Source organism: Priestia sp. YIM B13490, assembly GCF_042787735.1.
GTDB classification, from domain to species: Bacteria; Bacillota; Bacilli; order Bacillales; family Bacillaceae_H; genus Priestia; species Priestia megaterium.
In genome coordinates, this window is the sequence record NZ_JBHZOT010000006.1 from 164,305 (window position 1) to 181,506 (window position 17,202).

The window sequence follows — 17,202 nt, forward strand, 5'->3', positions numbered from 1 at the left end:
ACCTTTTTATTCAAAAAAAGCTATTTATTGCGTTTTTTGTATCTTTATCAGTAGCTGGAGATTGATTTACACTTATTTTTTTGTGTCGAATGATCTAATAAAAAAAGAGGACAAGTAAAAAAGTCCTCTTTTTAGTAACGTTGTAACACATTTTATAATTTTTCTTATTCATTTCTGTATGCAAGAAGCTCTTGTAGTTCTTTATTAGAAAGTTCTGTTACCCATTGATCTCCTTGGATGAGTTCATTGTTTAGATGTTGTTTTTGATTGATTACTTCATCAATTTTTTCTTCAATCGTTCCTCTTGTAATAAACTTATGAACATGAACAAATTTATTCTGCCCAATTCGATGGGCGCGATCGGTTGCTTGGTTTTCAACGGCTGGGTTCCACCATCGGTCAAAATGAATAACGTGATTTGCAGCTGTTAAATTCAATCCAGTTCCACCTGCGCGAAGAGAAAGGATAAAGATGGCTTTTTTCCTTGCTTGAAATTGAGCAACCATTGCATCTCGTTGTTCTTTTGACAAACTCCCGTGAAGGAATAAAACTGGCTCGTTGATTTCTTTTTCTAAGGTTCTTTGCAGCATGAGTCCTGTTTCAATATACTGAGTAAAGATTAAACAGCTTTCTTGCTGTGTGCGAATGCTCTCTACGAGTTCAATAATTTTTTGACTTTTATGAGATCGCCGTACCGTTTGTTTAGCTGTACTTTCCTTTAAGTACAAAGCTGGATGGTTGCATAATAATTTTAGCTTATTTAGTGTTTGCAAAATCATGCCTTTTCGTTCAAATCCTGTTTTTTCCTTTGTTTCTTGAAGCATTCCTTGAACTAGCTCCTGGTAAAGTGAAGCTTGTTCCGCTGTCAGCGGGATATATTCTTTTTGTTCTTGTTTATCAGGCAGTGAGCGGGCGATGTTTTTATCTTGTTTTGTTCTTCTCAATAAGAAAGGCTGAATGAGTGCTTTAAGCTCAACAGTTCGTTCAGGTTTCTCGCCTTTTTCAATGCCTGCTACAAATCGGTTTTTAAATGAATTGATTGTTCCTAAGTAACCAGGATTGATGAATTCAAATAATGACCATAGTTCCAGCAGACGGTTTTCAATTGGAGTTCCAGTAAGTGCAATTTTGTGTCTTCCTTGCAGCTGACGGATAGCTCTCGCCTGTTTAGTCTGCGGGTTTTTAACATGTTGTGCTTCGTCTAAGGAAATGCTGTTCCACATAAACCCTTTCAACAATTCGGCATCCAAAAGAGCAACTTGATAAGTCGTGATCACAACGTCAGTACTTTCACATATCTTCTCAAATGCGTATCCGCTGGTTCTTTTCGGCCCGTAATGAACATGAACACGAAGAGAAGGGGCAAATTTCTGTAATTCTTTTTCCCAGTTTCCAATTAAAGAAGTTGGGCAAACGATAAGAGAAGGAGAGCTATGTAACGGATGAATATTTGTTAAATAACTAATTAATTGAATGGTTTTACCTAGCCCCATGTCATCTGCTAGACATCCTCCTAAGTTAAACTTTCTCAAAAACATGAGCCAATTCAAACCTTGCTGCTGATAAGGTCTTAATGTACCTTTAAATTCAGAGGGAGGCAGCACTTCCGGCAGCCGTTCTAAATCCGTTAAGGATGTAATAAATGATTGAAAGGAAGCGGGTAGTTGGAACTCAACTTTTACCTCTTCTTCATCGGTTTTACTGTCTGCCATGTAGGTTAGCTTCGTTTTTAAAATTTCATGAATTGAGACGCCTTTTTTACTAGCTTCTTTAACAATTTTCTGCGCTTGTTTAATTAATCTAGAATCCAGTTGAATCCACTGTCCGTTAATAGATAATAATCGGCGTTTTTGTTCGACTAATTTCCGAAACTCTTCTTCTGAGAAAGTTTGATCGCCAATAGAAAATGACCAGCGGAAGCTGCTGATAGCTTGTTTACCAAATAATGCAGATGAAGTATTTTCTATAGTGCCAGATACTTTGATGGTGGCTTTTTTTAATGATTCCCACCAGCTTGGCAAATGGATAGAGACACCTTGTTTAATCAATGCTGCACTATCTTGAGTTAGAAATTCCCATACTTCCTCATCTGTTAGGACAGACTGAATAAAAGCTCCTTTTTGGTATAAAGTAGGAGCCAATGCTTTCCATCGTTCGTGTTCGTAAGCGATATATGATTCGTAGTGGTTCCACTCTTTAGGAAGCGTTCTTCCAAGTATAAAAGGTTCTTTGGCTTCATCGTGGGGAATCACGAATGTTTCAGCCGTCCATACATCTCCATCGGTCGTTGGCTCTACAATACGCAATGAAAGGTCAAAGGGAGGATTATAGCTCTCGCCTTCTATGCTTATTAAAAAGTCCTTTCCTTCTTTTTTTAACAAGTTCTCTTTAATTTGTGCTCGCCACTCTTGCTCATCAGCTTGTGAAAGCGATCCAGTCATTTGTTTTTTTAAAGGAAGAGAATGAAATTTCCCTTTGATAATCCTCTTTGCCATATCGACTGCAATTTGCTGATAAGCTTCCGCTGAAGCGGACAAAGCCGGTTTCAACACATGCTGTTGAATAGGTAATTGTATGAAAGTGAACATTTGCCATGCAGAAAGAAGAATTCCTTTTTTCCCATTAATCTCAACCTGTGTGGCTTCGCTTCCGTAATAGGTCTGTTCATGCCATAGAAACAGCGCATCTTTCCATGTATCAGGGAGCAAAATTTGGCCGCTAGGTGATACACAGTAGAGAAAAAAGTCACCGTGTACAGGTTCGACTTCAAGTGTTAAATGAAACAAATCAAACATTCAGTAAATCTCCTTTTTCTAATAGTTGTTGAAACGAGCGCTGTTTCTTTGTTTTTATCGCTAATTCTTCCATATAATGTTCCCATAGTAGAGAGCGATTCATTTGTAGATAAAGTCTCTTTAATTCTTGTAAGTAGATATAGGCTTCTTGATAACTGCTTTTCTTTTTTTCATAAATCAGCTTTGAAATCATTTGATGATAAAGAGGAATAACCAGCTTTTCATCTTTTTGTTTTAAGGCTTCTATCGTTTGCTCGTCATATTTGATGCTGTCATATTGAAGAAGCACCTGTAATTCAACCCACTTTTTCAATTGGTCAGAAGCATATAGAAAATCACTGTATTCAATAAAACTATAGGGAAGTAACGTTTGCAATGCTTCAGTATACAAAGTTTGATCGTTCGTTAAGTCTTTATAGTGCTCAAATAAATTTACAATCATGGAGACCATGTTTCGGCTTCCTTGATAAGTAGTCGGAACGGTGCGTACGTAATCTCCTATATAGGTCATTATATAAGAGCCCCACTGAGCAAAGCGGTCAGTTTCTTTTTCATGCAATAAATCATTTAACCAAGGAATAAGATAGGGAATCATTTGTAGTGTTTCATCGCTCAAACGTTCTTTTGCTTCGCCATCTTTTTCTTGAAGGAATAAAAGATAGGAAAGAGCTGTATTGTTTATAAAAGAACCGTACTTAGCTTTTAATTTGCTTTCCTCAATTTTTCGCCACTTTTCTAACGTGAAGATTTTTTGCCAAATAACGCGATAAATCTCAATACGTTCATATTGTAAAGGCATATCTTTATGCAATAATTCTCGGATGTATGGAATGCTGTCCTCTATAATAGATAATGCATCTCCATCGTATTTCATTTGCTTTAACGAATCAGCGGTAGCATAAATTTCATTTGTTATTTTGTAGACGTGACTATATACGAATGATTCCTCGATGTTAGTAGAAAGCTGATGTGCCTGTAATTGAGCTGATAGTTTATAGAATGTATGAACCGCTCCATACATACAAAATAAAGCATAAAGCAATGGGTGCTCAGGAGCCTTTTTCACTAAAGCACGGTAATAGTACTGATAATATTCATGATAAATGGAACGGTCATTTTCGTTCCGCCCCTGCATAAAAAGCGTATACTGCTCCTCAAAAGTTTGTCTCCACTCTTGAAAAGTTGCCTTCGGCTTTTTTAACACTTGTTTGGCAGATAGCATAGTCAAAGCTGCTTTTTCATGGTTTCGCCATTCTTTGAATAGAGGCGCAAGCGGTTCTATTAATGAGTACATATAAAAAAACGCTGCAAAGCAGTGTTCACAAAATCCGTTATGCTGACAAGAACAGGTACTTTCAGGGAGCAACTGCTTGTTTAGTTCCACATAAAACGAATCGATTTTAACGTTTAATATCTGTTCATCATTGTGCAAAATGAAGAATGAATGGGTACGGTAAAGGTCTAGCCCTGCTTGGGCATTTGTGCGATAGCGTGCATCACTGTACGGGAAATGCTGTATAAATTGGTGCTGTAAGTGATCTGAAAACGAACTCATAATCCCATTCCTTTCTATACATAAGTGGAGCATAAAATTATATTTATAAGTGATTAATTTTCTTTTCATTATAAATGATAAAAATAGAATTATACAAAATCTTTTGTTATGATAAAGCAGAATCCAACATGACTCTTTATAAAAAGAAATGGATTCAACATGACTTTGTGTACATACTCAATCGCAGACTTACTATACTATAACCAATAAGCACGATTGACATTGACAGGAGGAAAAGTAAGTGAAAATTCGTAAAGCTATTATTCCAGCAGCTGGATTAGGGACACGCTTTTTGCCGGCTACAAAAGCACAGCCTAAAGAAATGCTGCCAATTGTAGATAAACCAACGATTCAATACATTGTGGAAGAAGCAGTAGCATCAGGTATTGAAGATATTTTAATTGTAAGCGGTCGCGGAAAACGAGCAATTGAAGACCATTTTGATAAATCATATGAGTTAGAAGAAACATTGGCTGCAAAGGAAAAGTGGGACATGCTCGAAGAAGTGCAGGGGATTTCGAATTTGGCTAATGTTCACTACATTCGTCAAAAGGAACCTAAAGGATTAGGTCATGCCATTCACTGTGCAAGAAGTTTTATCGGAGATGAACCTTTTGCTGTTATGCTAGGCGATGATGTAGTTCAATCAGAAACACCTTGTTTGAAACAGTTAATGAACGTATACGAAAAATATGAATGCGCTGTAGTTGGTGTACAGGAGGTGCCTAGAAAAGAAACTTCAAAGTACGGAATTGTAGGTCCTAAAGGAGAGCCTCTTGAAAAAGGGTTATTAGACGTAGAAACGCTCGTTGAAAAACCGAATCCAGAAGAGGCCCCTTCAGGCTATGCAATTATGGGGCGCTATATTTTAACACCGGAAATTTTTGATATCTTGAGCAGAGAAGAGATTGGCGCAGGAGGAGAAATTCAATTAACAGATGCTATTTTACGTCTGAATGAATTCCAACGTGTTCTTGCTTACTATTTTGAAGGAAAGCGTTATGATGTTGGAGATAAATTTGGATTCATTAAAGCAACAATTGATTTAGCTTTGCAAAGAGAACCGCTGCGAGAAGAGTTAGTGAGCTATTTTAGAGAAATTGTCGAAAAAGAAGGGCATATGTAAAATATATTTACTAAGGGAACTATTGGGAATCAAGGAGATTTTCAATAGTTCTTTTGGGTTAGAGCTCGTTGTACAAAAGATGGTTATATCGTTTATTGATGAATTCTCATAAAATGTTACATAATAATAAGTAAAAGAAATTATTTCATGTTTTTATATAAATGCTATCATGAAATGACATTTTTCGATATAATATCAGATAGGTTTTATTTATTAAGCATGTCATATAAAGGAGATTTTCTGCAATGACAAAGAAATTGTGTGTAGTTGGTTTAGGATATATAGGTTTACCGACAGCTGTTATGTTTGCCAATCACGGCTTATATGTACATGGTGTCGACGTAAATGAAAAAGCAGTAGAATTAATTAAAAATAAGCAACTTCATATAGAAGAAAACGGCTTACAAGAACGTTTAGAATCAGCAGTTGACAACGGCCACTTCACGGTAGGCACAACAGCTGAAGAGGCGGATATTTTTATTATTGCTGTACCATCACCAATTAATGAAGATAAAACGGCAAACTTGAACTATGTTCGAGAAGCGACAAAATCGATTGTTCCTTACGTTCGTAAAGGAAATTTAGTAATTTTAGAATCCACAGTTCCTCCGCGTACAGTAGAAGACGTTATGCTACCTGTGCTAAAAGAAACGGGTTTAGAATTAGGCAGTGAGTTATTTGTTTCTCATTCACCTGAACGCGTTATTCCAGGAAAAGTATTTGAGGAATTAGTAAATAATGACCGTATTGTCGGTGGTATTAACGAAGAGTCTAGTCGTTTGACTGTTGAGCTTTATAAAACATTTGTAAAAGGAAATATTCACGTAACGGATGCTACAACAGCTGAAATGGTGAAAGTAATCGAAAACACATATCGTGATGTGAACATTGCGTTTGCAAATGAGCTGGCAAAAATCAGTGAAAAAATTGGTGTGAATGCGTGGGAAGCGATTAAGTTAGCGAACTATCATCCACGTGTAAACATTCATTTACCAGGTCCTGGTGTAGGCGGCCACTGTATTGCTGTTGACCCTTGGTTCTTAACGGAGCTTCAGCCAGAACTAGCAAAAATTATTTCTCTTTCTCGTCATACAAATGATTCAATGCCTGAATATACAGCATTGAAAACGAAAAGCCTACTAGATGAAAAGGGCATTCAACATGGACGTGTAGCTGTTTTAGGTTTAGCTTTTAAAGGAAATATTGACGATATGCGTGAAAGTCCATCAACGGATGTACTTCATCATTTAGAAAAACTGGGCGTTGATTACACAGCATTTGATCCTCATATCAAAGAGAATAAAATCGAACGTCAGACGCAAAGTTTGGATGAAGCTGTTGCACATGCGGATGTGATTCTTATTTTAACAGATCATAATGAGTTCAAAGAGCTTCTTCCATCAGCTGTTGAAAATCACATGCGTACAAAAGTTATTTTTGATACGAAAAACTGCATTCAGCGTGATCAATGGAAAGCAGCAGGCTTTGACGTAGTGTTACTTGGTGATTCAAAAGTTTCTACTTTATAAAAAGACGGGCTGAACAGCCTGTCTTTCGTTTGTAAAAAACTAAAAAATCAACATACGGGTGATTTAATGAAGGAAAACATCTTAGGAATAGACGTTTGTAGCGACACGTACGATGAGCTAGCGGTAAAGTTACTTCAGGATATAGATAAAGGCCGAAAATCATTTATTGTAGCAATCAACCCTGAAAAAATTATGAAAGCACAAGAAGACAGGGAATTAAAGTCACTATTAAATCAAGCGACTTATCAAATTCCAGATGGGATCGGTGTGATTTTAGCTTCAAAGCTCAAAAAGGGACGTATTCGTGAGCGTGTAACGGGTATTGATATGATGCTGAAGCTGTGTAAAGAAGCAACGAATAACGGTAAAAGAATTTTTTTATACGGAGCCAAGCCTGGAATTGCAGATGAAGCCAAAGCTAAGTTGGAAGAGATGTTTCCAGGGATTTTAATTGTTGGAACATTAAATGGCTATGAAAAAAATGAAGAAGTTATTGAACGTACGATTAATGATTCAGGAGCAGAAATTGTTTTTGTGGCTTTAGGCAGTCCAGCCCAAGAAAATTGGATTATTGCTCATAAAGAGAAACTTAATCCTTCTGTTTATCAAGGCGTAGGGGGCTCGTTCGATGTTATTTCAGGACGATTGAACCGAGCACCTGCTGTTTTTCAAAAGTTTGGTTTAGAGTGGCTTTATCGACTGTTAAAAGAACCATGGAGATGGAAGCGTCAGTTAGAATTACCTAGGTTTCTTCTTCGAGTGTTAAGAGGTTAAAAAAGCATGCGGATATAATCCGCATGCTTTTTATTTTTAGATATCTTCTTTCTTGTTTTGCTGCTTGATTTCATCCGTTAGTTCGTGCAAGCTTTGTCGCACATTTCCTTTTCCAGAAAAGTTTTCAATCAATTCCTTCACATCTATACCTGAGGATGCTTTCAGCGATTCTTGAAGAGAAGACATTAAGTTTGTTGCATAGCCAGTCACTTTATTAGCTCCGCTGTTTTCACCGTTGCTACCTGTATCCACAACCGTAATTTTGTCGATATTTGCTAAAGGACTTGCAACTTGTTTTGCATATTCAGGAAGCATCTTGATAATCATATCTAAAATAGCCGCTTGACCGAACTGCTCGAATGCTTCAGCTACTTTTTGTTTAGCTTCAGCTTCAGCTAAACCTTTTAAGCGGATAATTTCAGCTTCAGATTCACCTTGGGCACGCTGAGCTTCAGCCTTTGCTAAACCATCAATTCGAACGCGTTCAGCTTCAGCTTTAGCCATTGCTTCAATTCGATATTTGTTGGCGTCTGCTTCAGCAAGCTGTTTTGCTTTTTCAGCTTCTGCGGATTGCTCAACAGAGTAACGATCTGCATCTGCTTTCTTTTTTACTTCAGAATCGTATTGACGCTCACGACGAAGAATTTCTTTTTCTTCTAACTCAATTTGTTTCTGACGTTCAATGATGCGGATTTGCATTTCTTGTTCTGTTACATCTTGTTTCGCGCGAGCTGTTTCTAGATCATATGCTTGGTCAGCACGAGCTTTGGCAATATCTTGTTCGCGACGATATTCAGCGGTTTTTAACTGATTCATTTTTTCAGCTTCCGCGATTTCTGTATTTCGCTCAAGCTCCGCTTTTTGGGCATCTTTATGAGCCTCAGCACGCTTGATTCTTGTTTCTTTTTCAGCTTCCGCTGTTGCAATGTCAGCATCTCGCTTAACTTGAGCAATACGAGGTTTCCCTAGAGATTCTAGATAGCCGTTCTTATCCCGAACGTCTTTAATTGTAAACGATACAATAATTAATCCCATTTTAGCCAAATCTTGTGAAGCTACGCGCTGTACTTCTTGAGAGAATTTTTCACGGTTTTTATAAATTTCTTCTACCGTCATAGAACCAAGAATCGAGCGAAGGTGACCTTCTAAGACTTCTCTAGCTTCGGTTTCGCGATCTTCTTTTGCTTTGCCTAAAAACTGCTCAGCGGCCGTTGCAATTTCTGAAATAGAACCTCCAATTTTGATGATTGATACCCCATCAGCCATAACAGGAACACCTTGTTCTGTATATACTTCAGGTGTAGATACTTCCAGTTTGCTTGACAGCAAGCTCAGAGGCTCAGCCTGCTGAAAAACTGGCAGCACAAACGTACCCCCTCCGCGAACAATTTTAATGCGGTTTCCGGATTCATCGACATGCACGTTTTTATTTCCCAGATAGCTTCCTGTTACAATTAACGCTTCATCTGGACCTGCTGTACGGTATTTTGTAATAAATACGGCAATCAGCGCAATTAATAAAAAAACAACAATTCCAACGACAACTAATATAGGTGTTGAAAACATAAAACTCCCCCTAATACTATTTATAATGAGTGATTGGTCATAACTTCTTCATAAATCACAACGAGTGCGTTGCCCCTTTGTATATCTACAACAAGCACTTTGCTGCCTAAAGGTATAGCAGTGTTTTTAAAGCTGGCAGCGGGTTTAGAGATAGTGCCGCTAACCCCTTCGATAAATACTTCTCCATAACCATCTGCAGGAACGGAAGTAATAATGGTACCAAGTCTTCCTTTTAACGAATCTTCAGTAAAAGCAAGAGATTCTTCAGCCGATGATAAAGGAATCAATACAAAAACGTTGAGCAAAATAACGAGGAGAAGGGCAATAAGAGCGGAAATCGAAATAATCCAATAATTTTGCAATGACGTATAGGCGAACAAATATCCACTGGCACTAAAGAATGTTAAAAAAGAAAAAAGAAGAGTGGGGTTAAAAAAAGGTATCGCTTCAGATAATCCATCTAACAAATCGCTAAATAAAATGTATAAGAAGGTGAGACTTCCGCAGATAATTAATCCATACAAATACACTGTTTGAACAGATAGACCGAACATAGTTCATTCAACACCCCCTTTATGTAAGATGATTGATGCTGTTCCTACTATGTATTACGAACCCCATCAAAAAAAGTTTCATTTTTTTGATAAAATTCCTTTTTTTGTTTAATTTTATCTCTATCCATTTCACTATATTTTAACTTTTAAATGATATAAGATAAGGACAACGATTCAGTGAATGTGGTTTGAAATAGTGGATATGCATAGGTCAAAAGTTTGTTCATATAATGAGTGGGGCCATGTGAAATAAAAATAAAGGTTTAAATATGCTTAATAAAAAGGAAAAAGAGTTAGAGATGACGAATAAATTAGACGAAAAGGGGGGAGTTCGCTTATATTTTAATAAAGTATAGTAAAGAAAATGTTCTACATAAAATAACCACATAAGAATAAAGTAAATCAGCTGTTTATACACCAAAAAATACAGTTCTTTTCTATTGATAGTTTGTAAATGTGCTAATTTTTGAGAATAAATTTCTATTTAAGTAGTAGAATCATTGTGATATAATCCATTTTGGGAATAAGTAAGTAATTATTGTTATACGCAATTTGAAATACTATCCAATTATATAAAGTTGGATACATTTTTTATGGTTTTGGTTAACATAAACCTGAGGAGGGTCTCCATGCTATATTTGACCTTGTTTATTTGTTTTATTACATCTATTCTGATCACTCCGCTGGTTAAGAAGCTGGCGTTTAAAATAGGTGCAACAGATAAACCAAATCAACGAAAAGTTCATCAAAAAATTATGCCTCGCCTTGGAGGCTTGGCGATATTTTTTAGTTTTCTTATTGGATACCTCGTTTTACAGCCTGACAGTAAATATGCGCTGCCGATTTTAATCGGAAGCATCATTATCATCATTACCGGTGTCTTAGATGATATGATTGAGCTATCCGCTAAAATCAAATTAGGCGGTCAGCTAGTAGCGACATTAATTGTTGTTGTATACGGTGGAGTCCAAATTGACTTCATTAACTTGCCGTTTGGCGGAAAATTAGAATTCGGAATGTTAAGTATTCCAATTACGGTATTATGGATTGTAGGAATTACCAATGCTATTAATTTAATTGATGGATTGGATGGATTAGCTGCCGGCGTTTCCTCTATTGTATTGATTACCATCTCGGGTATGGCTATTATGATGGGCAATGTGTTTGTGACAAGCATGGGTTTCATCGTATTGGGAAGTACGCTCGGATTTTTATTTTACAACTTTCACCCCGCTAAGATTTTTATGGGTGATACAGGAGCACTATTTTTAGGCTATATGATTTCTGTATTGTCTCTGTTAGGATTTAAAAATGTAGCGGTTATTTCCTTCATTGTTCCAGTTATTATTTTAGGGGTACCAATTTCAGATACGTTCTTTGCTATTATTCGCCGAATCGTAAAAAATCAACCGCTATCGGCTCCTGATAAATCTCATTTGCATCATTGCTTGTTGCGCTTAGGGTACAGCCATAGACAAACGGTTTTAATTATTTATGGAATGAGTGCGATATTTGGTTTAGCGGCAGTTATCTTCTCAAAGGTACAAACAATGTGGGGGTCTTTTCTTGTACTAGCTATCCTCCTTGTAGCGATTGAAATTATCGTTGAAAAAATAGGACTAGTTGATAAGACATATAGGCCAATTCTCAACATGGTTCGTGGACTTCGTTTAAAAAATTAATTAAAAAGACCTCTTGGATATCCAAGAGGTCTTTTTAATTATTCTGTTGTATCTGAAGTTGATTCAATGCCTAAATGCTTGCGGAGCTTTTCACTTACTTTTTCCACTGAATCATTGTCTAGTTTAAAGTAGTACACGCCGTTAATTTTTTCATCGCTGCCGTCTAAGTTAATGGTTTCGATGTCTACTTTTTTCGAAGCATAATCATAAAACGAAAGCATTTCACCGAACATTAAATTCGTTTTCATATTATCGCCAACAGCTTCGATAAGATTTCCATATTTATTTAGTGATCCAATGGAAGCAGCTTTTTTAATCATAGCTTCAATCAACTGCTGTTGTCTTTTTCCTCGCTCAATATCGTTGTCTTGTTTTCGTGTTCGAGCAACAGCTAACGCTTCTTCGCCATTTAAATGTTGATTTCCTGGTTTTAAGACAATAGCATTATGACGATCTTTTGAGTCCTTTTCACTCATCGCATAAGGTACATCAAAATCGATTCCCCCAAGTGAGTCTACAATGTCTGTGAAAGCTTTAAAATTCACTTTAACATAGTAATCAACAGGGACATTAAACAGCTGTTCTACCGTTTCTACAGTTGCTTTTGGACCTCCGTAAGCATGCGCATGAGTAATTTTATCTTTTCTGTTCACTTCAGGTATATAAACCCGCGAATCTCGAGGTATGCTTACAAGCTTTACGGTTTTATTGGTTTCGTTAAAGGTCGCCAAAATTAAAGCATCCGTACGGGCTGATTTTCCGAATTTCCTGGTTTCACTATCATCTACGCCCATAAATAAAATGGATATATCATCTTTTTTGGGATCGATTTTACGATCACGCATAGGAGAGTTATCGCGATCTCCGAGTCCTTCATAAGAATCAGAAGCTACTGTTTTAGCTTTAACAAACAAATAAGAGCCATAAGCGGTTGCAGAAAGCCCTAAAATAAGGATAGGTAACAGAAAAAATGTAAAAAGCCTTCGTTTTCTTTTCCGTTTGTTTACTCTTTTTTGAAAACGTCTATATTGAGCCATACGGTTTCTCCTTTTATTCGTATATTCGAACACTTATTGTGACACTTAGTATGTGTTATAAATTGGAATGTATGAATCAAACTCGTCAAAGCTATGCATCTGTACGAGGTTTTTACTCATTGACAAGTAGCGCAACCATCAGAATAGTTGCGCTATTTATCAATTGTACAATGTTTTTTAATAAGAGTAAATAATTCATTCTACATCTTGTTCTAAATAGGTCGTCTCACCTGCTCGAATATCTGCTTGGCCGTTTGTTAGCTCGGTCATCCATTCAGTAAATGCTTCTGTTTGAGCTTCCTCTACAAATGTTTCAATCTCTACCATATCTGCGTAGTGGATTTCTTTTAATAGATAAACGGAACTGCGAAGCTCATTTTCTAATTTTCCAAGCCATGTATAGTCGATGGTTGTGTGCATAACTGCCATGAGAGTTCGTTTGACTGTACCTAGTTCATTTAACGCTTCGGAAACAGATTTCCCATATGCGCGCACCAAGCCACCTGCGCCCAATTTAATGCCTCCGAAATAGCGCGTAACGACGACCACCGTATCTTTTAAGCCTCTTTTTTTAAGCACTTCTAACATTGGTACGCCTGCTGTTCCACTTGGTTCTCCATCATCGTTTGCTTTTTGAAATTGATCTCGTTCTCCAATTAGGTAAGCTGAACAGTTATGAGTAGCGTTCCAGTGCTGTTTTTTAATGTCTTGAATAAATTGCTGAGCTTCTTCCTCAGTTGTTACACGTTTCATATGACAAATGAATCTAGATTTTTGAATAGTGATTTCATGTGAACCTTCTTGTTTTACGGTATAATATTGTGATAACAATCAAAAAATCCTCCTTAGCGTTATAAATAGAAGAAAAACGGGTATTTACGTACTGTTTACTTGCTATTAGTATAAAATGTTTATGAAAAGACATCAATTAATCAAATTCAACATCACTTGAACAAGCTATACAGAATATACGTTATAATAAAAGAGTGTGCAGGCTTGTATAGCTAAATAATGAAATGGTTTAAACAGGCAGTTAGTCACTGTTGAAGAGTGAGCGTAAATGGTAATCTATTCAAATAACGCGAGTCAAGCGTCGATTGATGTCGAGTTTGAGGGTACTAAAAACAACCGTTACTTTTTGGATATAAAAAGTCAGATAGGGAGAAAATATGGATCTTATCCTCACAATTCAGATAGGTCATACGAATACTATATATAGCATGAACGTATAGACATTTCTCCGAATGTGAGTATAGTTTGGGGTGAGTAAATGTCGAAACATAAATTAACAAGTAAGGCACTTGATGAAATTTTTGAGAAGATTATTGGCACAGTGGGAGATAGTAAAAATGAAGTCTATCGTCTTTCTGAAGATGCCAGACAAGAATATCAGCAAATAAAAGAAGAGTTAGAAGTGTTAAAAGGGAAAGTTCTTGAGACGATAGAGCAAGGCGATAAATTGGAAACTCAGGCAAGGTTGGCTCGAAAGCGTTTGTCTGATGTGAGCCGACATTTTCAAATTTATTCAGAGCCTGAAGTAAAAGACGCTTATGAAAAAGCACACGAATTACAAACCAAGCTGCTGATGAATCAGCAAAGCGAATATCAGCTGCGTAATCGTCGAGATGAACTAGAAAGACGCTTGCTTACATTAGAAGAAACGATTAAACGTGCAGATCACCTAGTAGGTCAAATTTCCGTTGTGTTAAATTATTTAACAAGTGATTTAAAACAAGTAGGGGAAATAGTAGAAGATGCCATTCAAAAAGAGTATTTTGGCTTTCGGATTATTGAAGCTCAGGAAGAGGAACGGAAACGTTTGTCAAGAGAGATTCATGACGGCCCAGCTCAAATGCTTGCAAATGTTATGATGAGATCGGAATTAATTGACCGAATTTACCGGGAACGTAGTGCAAAAGAAGCAATGGAGGAAATTCGAGATTTACGAAAAATGGTTCGTTCTGCCCTATACGAAGTGCGTCGAATTATATATGATTTAAGACCGATGGCACTTGACGACTTAGGTCTAATTCCGACGCTGCGTAAATATCTTGATACAATCGAAGATTATAACGAGGGCAAGCCTCGGATTACGTTTATTTCCATTGGACAAGAGAAGCGAACTGCTTCAAAATTAGAAGTAGCACTGTTTCGTCTAGTGCAAGAAGCTGTAACGAACGCATTAAAACATGCAGACGCGACGGAAATCCAAGTGAAGATAGAGTTCAACAATGAACACGCTATTTTGCTTGTCAAAGATGACGGCTGCGGTTTTAATCAAGAAGAGAAAAAAGAGAATTCGTTCGGCTTAATAGGAATGAAAGAGCGTGTTGATTTGTTAGATGGGACTATTTCTGTTCATTCGAAAATTAACCAAGGCACGCTTGTTATGATTAAAGTACCGATTATAGCCGCTTAAAAAGGCAGAGATATGTATATAAATAGGGGTCAATATAGAGTAAAACATTTGTTGTTCGATTTGGGGAGGAATCAAACATGCAGACAAGAATTATCATAATCGACGATCACCAATTATTCCGTGAAGGAGTAAAAAGAATTTTAGATTTCGAAAAAGATTTTGAAGTAGTTGCAGAAGGTGACGACGGTAGCGAAGTTATTGACCTTGTAGAAGAACATCAACCTGATGTTGTAATCATGGATATTAACATGCCGGCTGTAAATGGTGTAGAAGCTACGAAAAAGCTTGTAGAAGTAAATCCGGATGCTAAAGTTATTATCTTATCTATCCATGATGATGAGACATATGTAACTCACGCCTTACAAACAGGTGCACGAGGCTATCTGCTAAAAGAAATGGATGCAGATGCGTTAATTGAGGCGGTGAAAGTAGTTGCAGAAGGTGGTTCATATTTACACCCGAAAGTAACGCATAGTTTAGTAAAAGAGTACCGTCGACTAGCAGCTCAAGGACAATCGTCTTCTTATCCGCACGAACCAATTGAGATTCGCCGTCCACTACATTTGTTAACACGTCGTGAGTGCGAAGTGCTACAACTGTTAGCTGATGGTAAAAGTAACCGAGGAATCGGAGAAGCATTATATATTAGTGAAAAAACCGTTAAAAACCATGTGAGTAATATTTTGCAAAAAATGAATGTAAATGATCGTACTCAAGCTGTTGTTGTGGCAATCAAAAACGGTTGGGTAGAAGTAAGATAAGTTCAAAAGTCCGATATACAACTAGGTATATCGGACTTTTTTTTTCTTTTTATAAATTTTTTTGAAATTGTAGGTAAAAAGTCATGTTTAATGAGAGAGTAAAACAACCGATAAGTTAAGGGGAGAAAATATCTTTTAGGAAGGAAAAGGGTGATACCTTTACACATTTACTCGTCCTTTAACTTCGCTTAAGCATAAAGGAAATCTTAAGGATTCTACAACCTTCGACGAAAGCATTCATACCTCAAAATAATGTCCATCAAGTTGATGCATGCTCTTGTAAAAAAAGGTCTTTAATACATTCAGATACATATGAGGTCTTAGAAGAATTTATTCAAACCTCAACTGGTGTCCTTTAAAAATTTATAAGTTAGCTTTTAGTGAAATAAATAGAAAACTGATTTAAAGAAGACAAGAAGGTGATGAAGCTGAATTGTATAACGGAAGAATTAATCTATCATAAATCTCCGCAAGAGCTAACAGCTATGATGTATGAAAAATTTATTCAAAATATTGATGAAGCTGTTATAGCAATTCAACACAGCGATTATTTTACAGCGAATGAAAAAATTAAACAGTGCAACGATATTTTATATCGGCTAGGAATTGGCTTAACATATCAAGCAGGTATCATTGCAGAGCAGTTAGATACCCTGTACAACTATATGTCTGAGCGATTAATTATGGCTAATTTTAAAAAAGATACGTTTATTTTATATGAAGTTCAACAAATGATGAAGAAGCTTTCTAACGCTTGGAATGAAGTGTTAAAAGCGACGCCTAAAGTTACCTCTTCGCTCCGAAAAAACAAGCTGTCTTCTTATGAACAGCACATAAGCATCACTATTAGCTAAAGGGTAATCATCATATCCACGCATCAGATGCCTCTCGAAACTTTCAGCTAGCACATCTAAAAGTCTAAATTGAATGGAGTGTATACTAACAGAGAAAGGAGAGATACATAGTGGAGGTACAGCGAATTAACAGTCTTTCTTCTTCCATGAATCTCATTAGAGAAAAAGAAGTAAGTGGTTCGGTTTCATTTACAGGAGTAATGGCCAAGAAACAAAAAGAACTAACCTATGAACATTTAACTCAAGTGATAAATAAAGTTGAAGAACAGGGAAAGCAGTTAGTGAAAAGTCAAACTATTGATTCTTTGAGGAAATATAAGACGCTTGTGAAGCAGTTTATGAACGAAGTCGTTAAAAATGGCTTTGAACTTCATGAAGAAAGAGGATTTAATCATAGAGGAACGACTAAAGTATATAAGTTAGTGAAAGAAGTGGATACGAAACTAGTTGACTTGACAAATGATATCCTTCAAAAAGAAAAAGACAGTTTAAATTTACTCAAGCGGGTTGGAGAAATTCAAGGTTTGTTAATTAATATGTATACGTAAGG

The 17,202-nt window shown here is 36.6% G+C and carries 14 protein-coding genes; 8 read left to right on the forward strand and 6 right to left on the reverse strand.

Going from position 1 to position 17,202, the window contains the following annotated elements; all coding sequences use genetic code 11:
* Nucleotides 1-164: 164 nt before the first annotated feature.
* Nucleotides 165-2,795, reverse strand: coding sequence for a DEAD/DEAH box helicase (locus ACFX4R_RS18950; protein WP_377570066.1), 2,631 nt, complete (start codon nt 2,793-2,795; stop codon nt 165-167).
* On the reverse strand, nt 2,788-4,350 hold the full coding sequence (locus ACFX4R_RS18955; protein ID WP_043977452.1) for a hypothetical protein: 1,563 nt from the start codon (nt 4,348-4,350) through the stop codon (nt 2,788-2,790). The genes ACFX4R_RS18950 and ACFX4R_RS18955 overlap by 8 nt, the downstream gene beginning before the upstream one ends.
* Nucleotides 4,351-4,591: 241 nt before the next feature.
* On the opposite strand from ACFX4R_RS18955, the gene galU reads away from it, so the two are divergent.
* From galU to ACFX4R_RS18970, 3 genes are all read left to right on the forward strand, one after another.
* A complete protein-coding gene (galU, locus tag ACFX4R_RS18960) occupies nt 4,592-5,476 on the forward strand; it encodes a UTP--glucose-1-phosphate uridylyltransferase GalU (RefSeq protein WP_016765909.1) in 885 nt (294 codons plus the stop codon).
* 245 nt (nt 5,477-5,721) lie between these two features.
* Nucleotides 5,722-7,005 (forward strand): nucleotide sugar dehydrogenase, encoded by a 1,284-nt coding sequence (locus ACFX4R_RS18965; RefSeq protein ID WP_013059780.1) that lies wholly within the window; start codon nt 5,722-5,724, stop codon nt 7,003-7,005.
* 66 nt (nt 7,006-7,071) lie between these two features.
* A complete protein-coding gene (locus tag ACFX4R_RS18970) occupies nt 7,072-7,779 on the forward strand; it encodes a WecB/TagA/CpsF family glycosyltransferase (RefSeq protein ID WP_013059779.1) in 708 nt (235 codons plus the stop codon).
* Nucleotides 7,780-7,815: 36 nt separating this feature from the next.
* On the opposite strand, the gene ACFX4R_RS18975 is transcribed toward ACFX4R_RS18970, so the two are convergent.
* Together ACFX4R_RS18975 and ACFX4R_RS18980 are read right to left on the reverse strand one after the other, a co-directional pair.
* Nucleotides 7,816-9,345 carry a flotillin lipid rafts scaffold protein FloT gene (locus tag ACFX4R_RS18975; RefSeq protein ID WP_013085445.1) on the reverse strand — a complete coding sequence of 510 codons (1,530 nt, stop codon included), beginning with the start codon at nt 9,343-9,345 and terminating at the stop codon, nt 7,816-7,818.
* A gap of 20 nt (nt 9,346-9,365) precedes the next feature.
* Complete coding sequence (locus ACFX4R_RS18980) at nt 9,366-9,899, reverse strand: NfeD family membrane protein (RefSeq protein WP_013085444.1); 534 nt, start codon at nt 9,897-9,899, stop codon at nt 9,366-9,368.
* Nucleotides 9,900-10,528: 629 nt separating this feature from the next.
* Here ACFX4R_RS18980 and ACFX4R_RS18985 point away from each other — a divergent pair.
* Nucleotides 10,529-11,581, forward strand: coding sequence for a glycosyltransferase family 4 protein (locus ACFX4R_RS18985; protein WP_013059776.1), 1,053 nt, complete (start codon nt 10,529-10,531; stop codon nt 11,579-11,581).
* Between the two features lie 38 nt (nt 11,582-11,619).
* Here ACFX4R_RS18985 and ACFX4R_RS18990 read toward each other — a convergent pair whose 3' ends face one another.
* Both ACFX4R_RS18990 and ACFX4R_RS18995 read right to left on the reverse strand, forming a co-directional pair.
* Nucleotides 11,620-12,618, reverse strand: a complete 999-nt coding sequence (locus tag ACFX4R_RS18990; protein WP_013059775.1) for an LCP family protein — start codon at nt 12,616-12,618, stop codon at nt 11,620-11,622.
* Nucleotides 12,619-12,813: 195 nt separating this feature from the next.
* Nucleotides 12,814-13,449 carry a YigZ family protein gene (locus ACFX4R_RS18995; protein ID WP_043977446.1) on the reverse strand — a complete coding sequence of 212 codons (636 nt, stop codon included), beginning with the start codon at nt 13,447-13,449 and terminating at the stop codon, nt 12,814-12,816.
* 439 nt (nt 13,450-13,888) lie between these two features.
* On the opposite strand from ACFX4R_RS18995, the gene ACFX4R_RS19000 reads away from it, so the two are divergent.
* The 4 genes from ACFX4R_RS19000 (at nt 13,889) to ACFX4R_RS19015 (ending at nt 17,200) form a co-directional block, all read left to right on the forward strand.
* Complete coding sequence (locus tag ACFX4R_RS19000; protein WP_013059773.1) at nt 13,889-15,037, forward strand: sensor histidine kinase; 1,149 nt, start codon at nt 13,889-13,891, stop codon at nt 15,035-15,037.
* Between the two features lie 77 nt (nt 15,038-15,114).
* Complete coding sequence (locus tag ACFX4R_RS19005; RefSeq protein ID WP_013059772.1) at nt 15,115-15,798, forward strand: response regulator; 684 nt, start codon at nt 15,115-15,117, stop codon at nt 15,796-15,798.
* A 422-nt stretch (nt 15,799-16,220) separates the two neighbouring features.
* Nucleotides 16,221-16,652, forward strand: a complete 432-nt coding sequence (gene fliS, locus ACFX4R_RS19010; protein ID WP_237075099.1) for a flagellar export chaperone FliS — start codon at nt 16,221-16,223, stop codon at nt 16,650-16,652.
* A 110-nt stretch (nt 16,653-16,762) separates the two neighbouring features.
* Nucleotides 16,763-17,200 carry a YaaR family protein gene (locus tag ACFX4R_RS19015; protein WP_043977443.1) on the forward strand — a complete coding sequence of 146 codons (438 nt, stop codon included), beginning with the start codon at nt 16,763-16,765 and terminating at the stop codon, nt 17,198-17,200.
* Nucleotides 17,201-17,202: the final 2 nt, after the last annotated feature.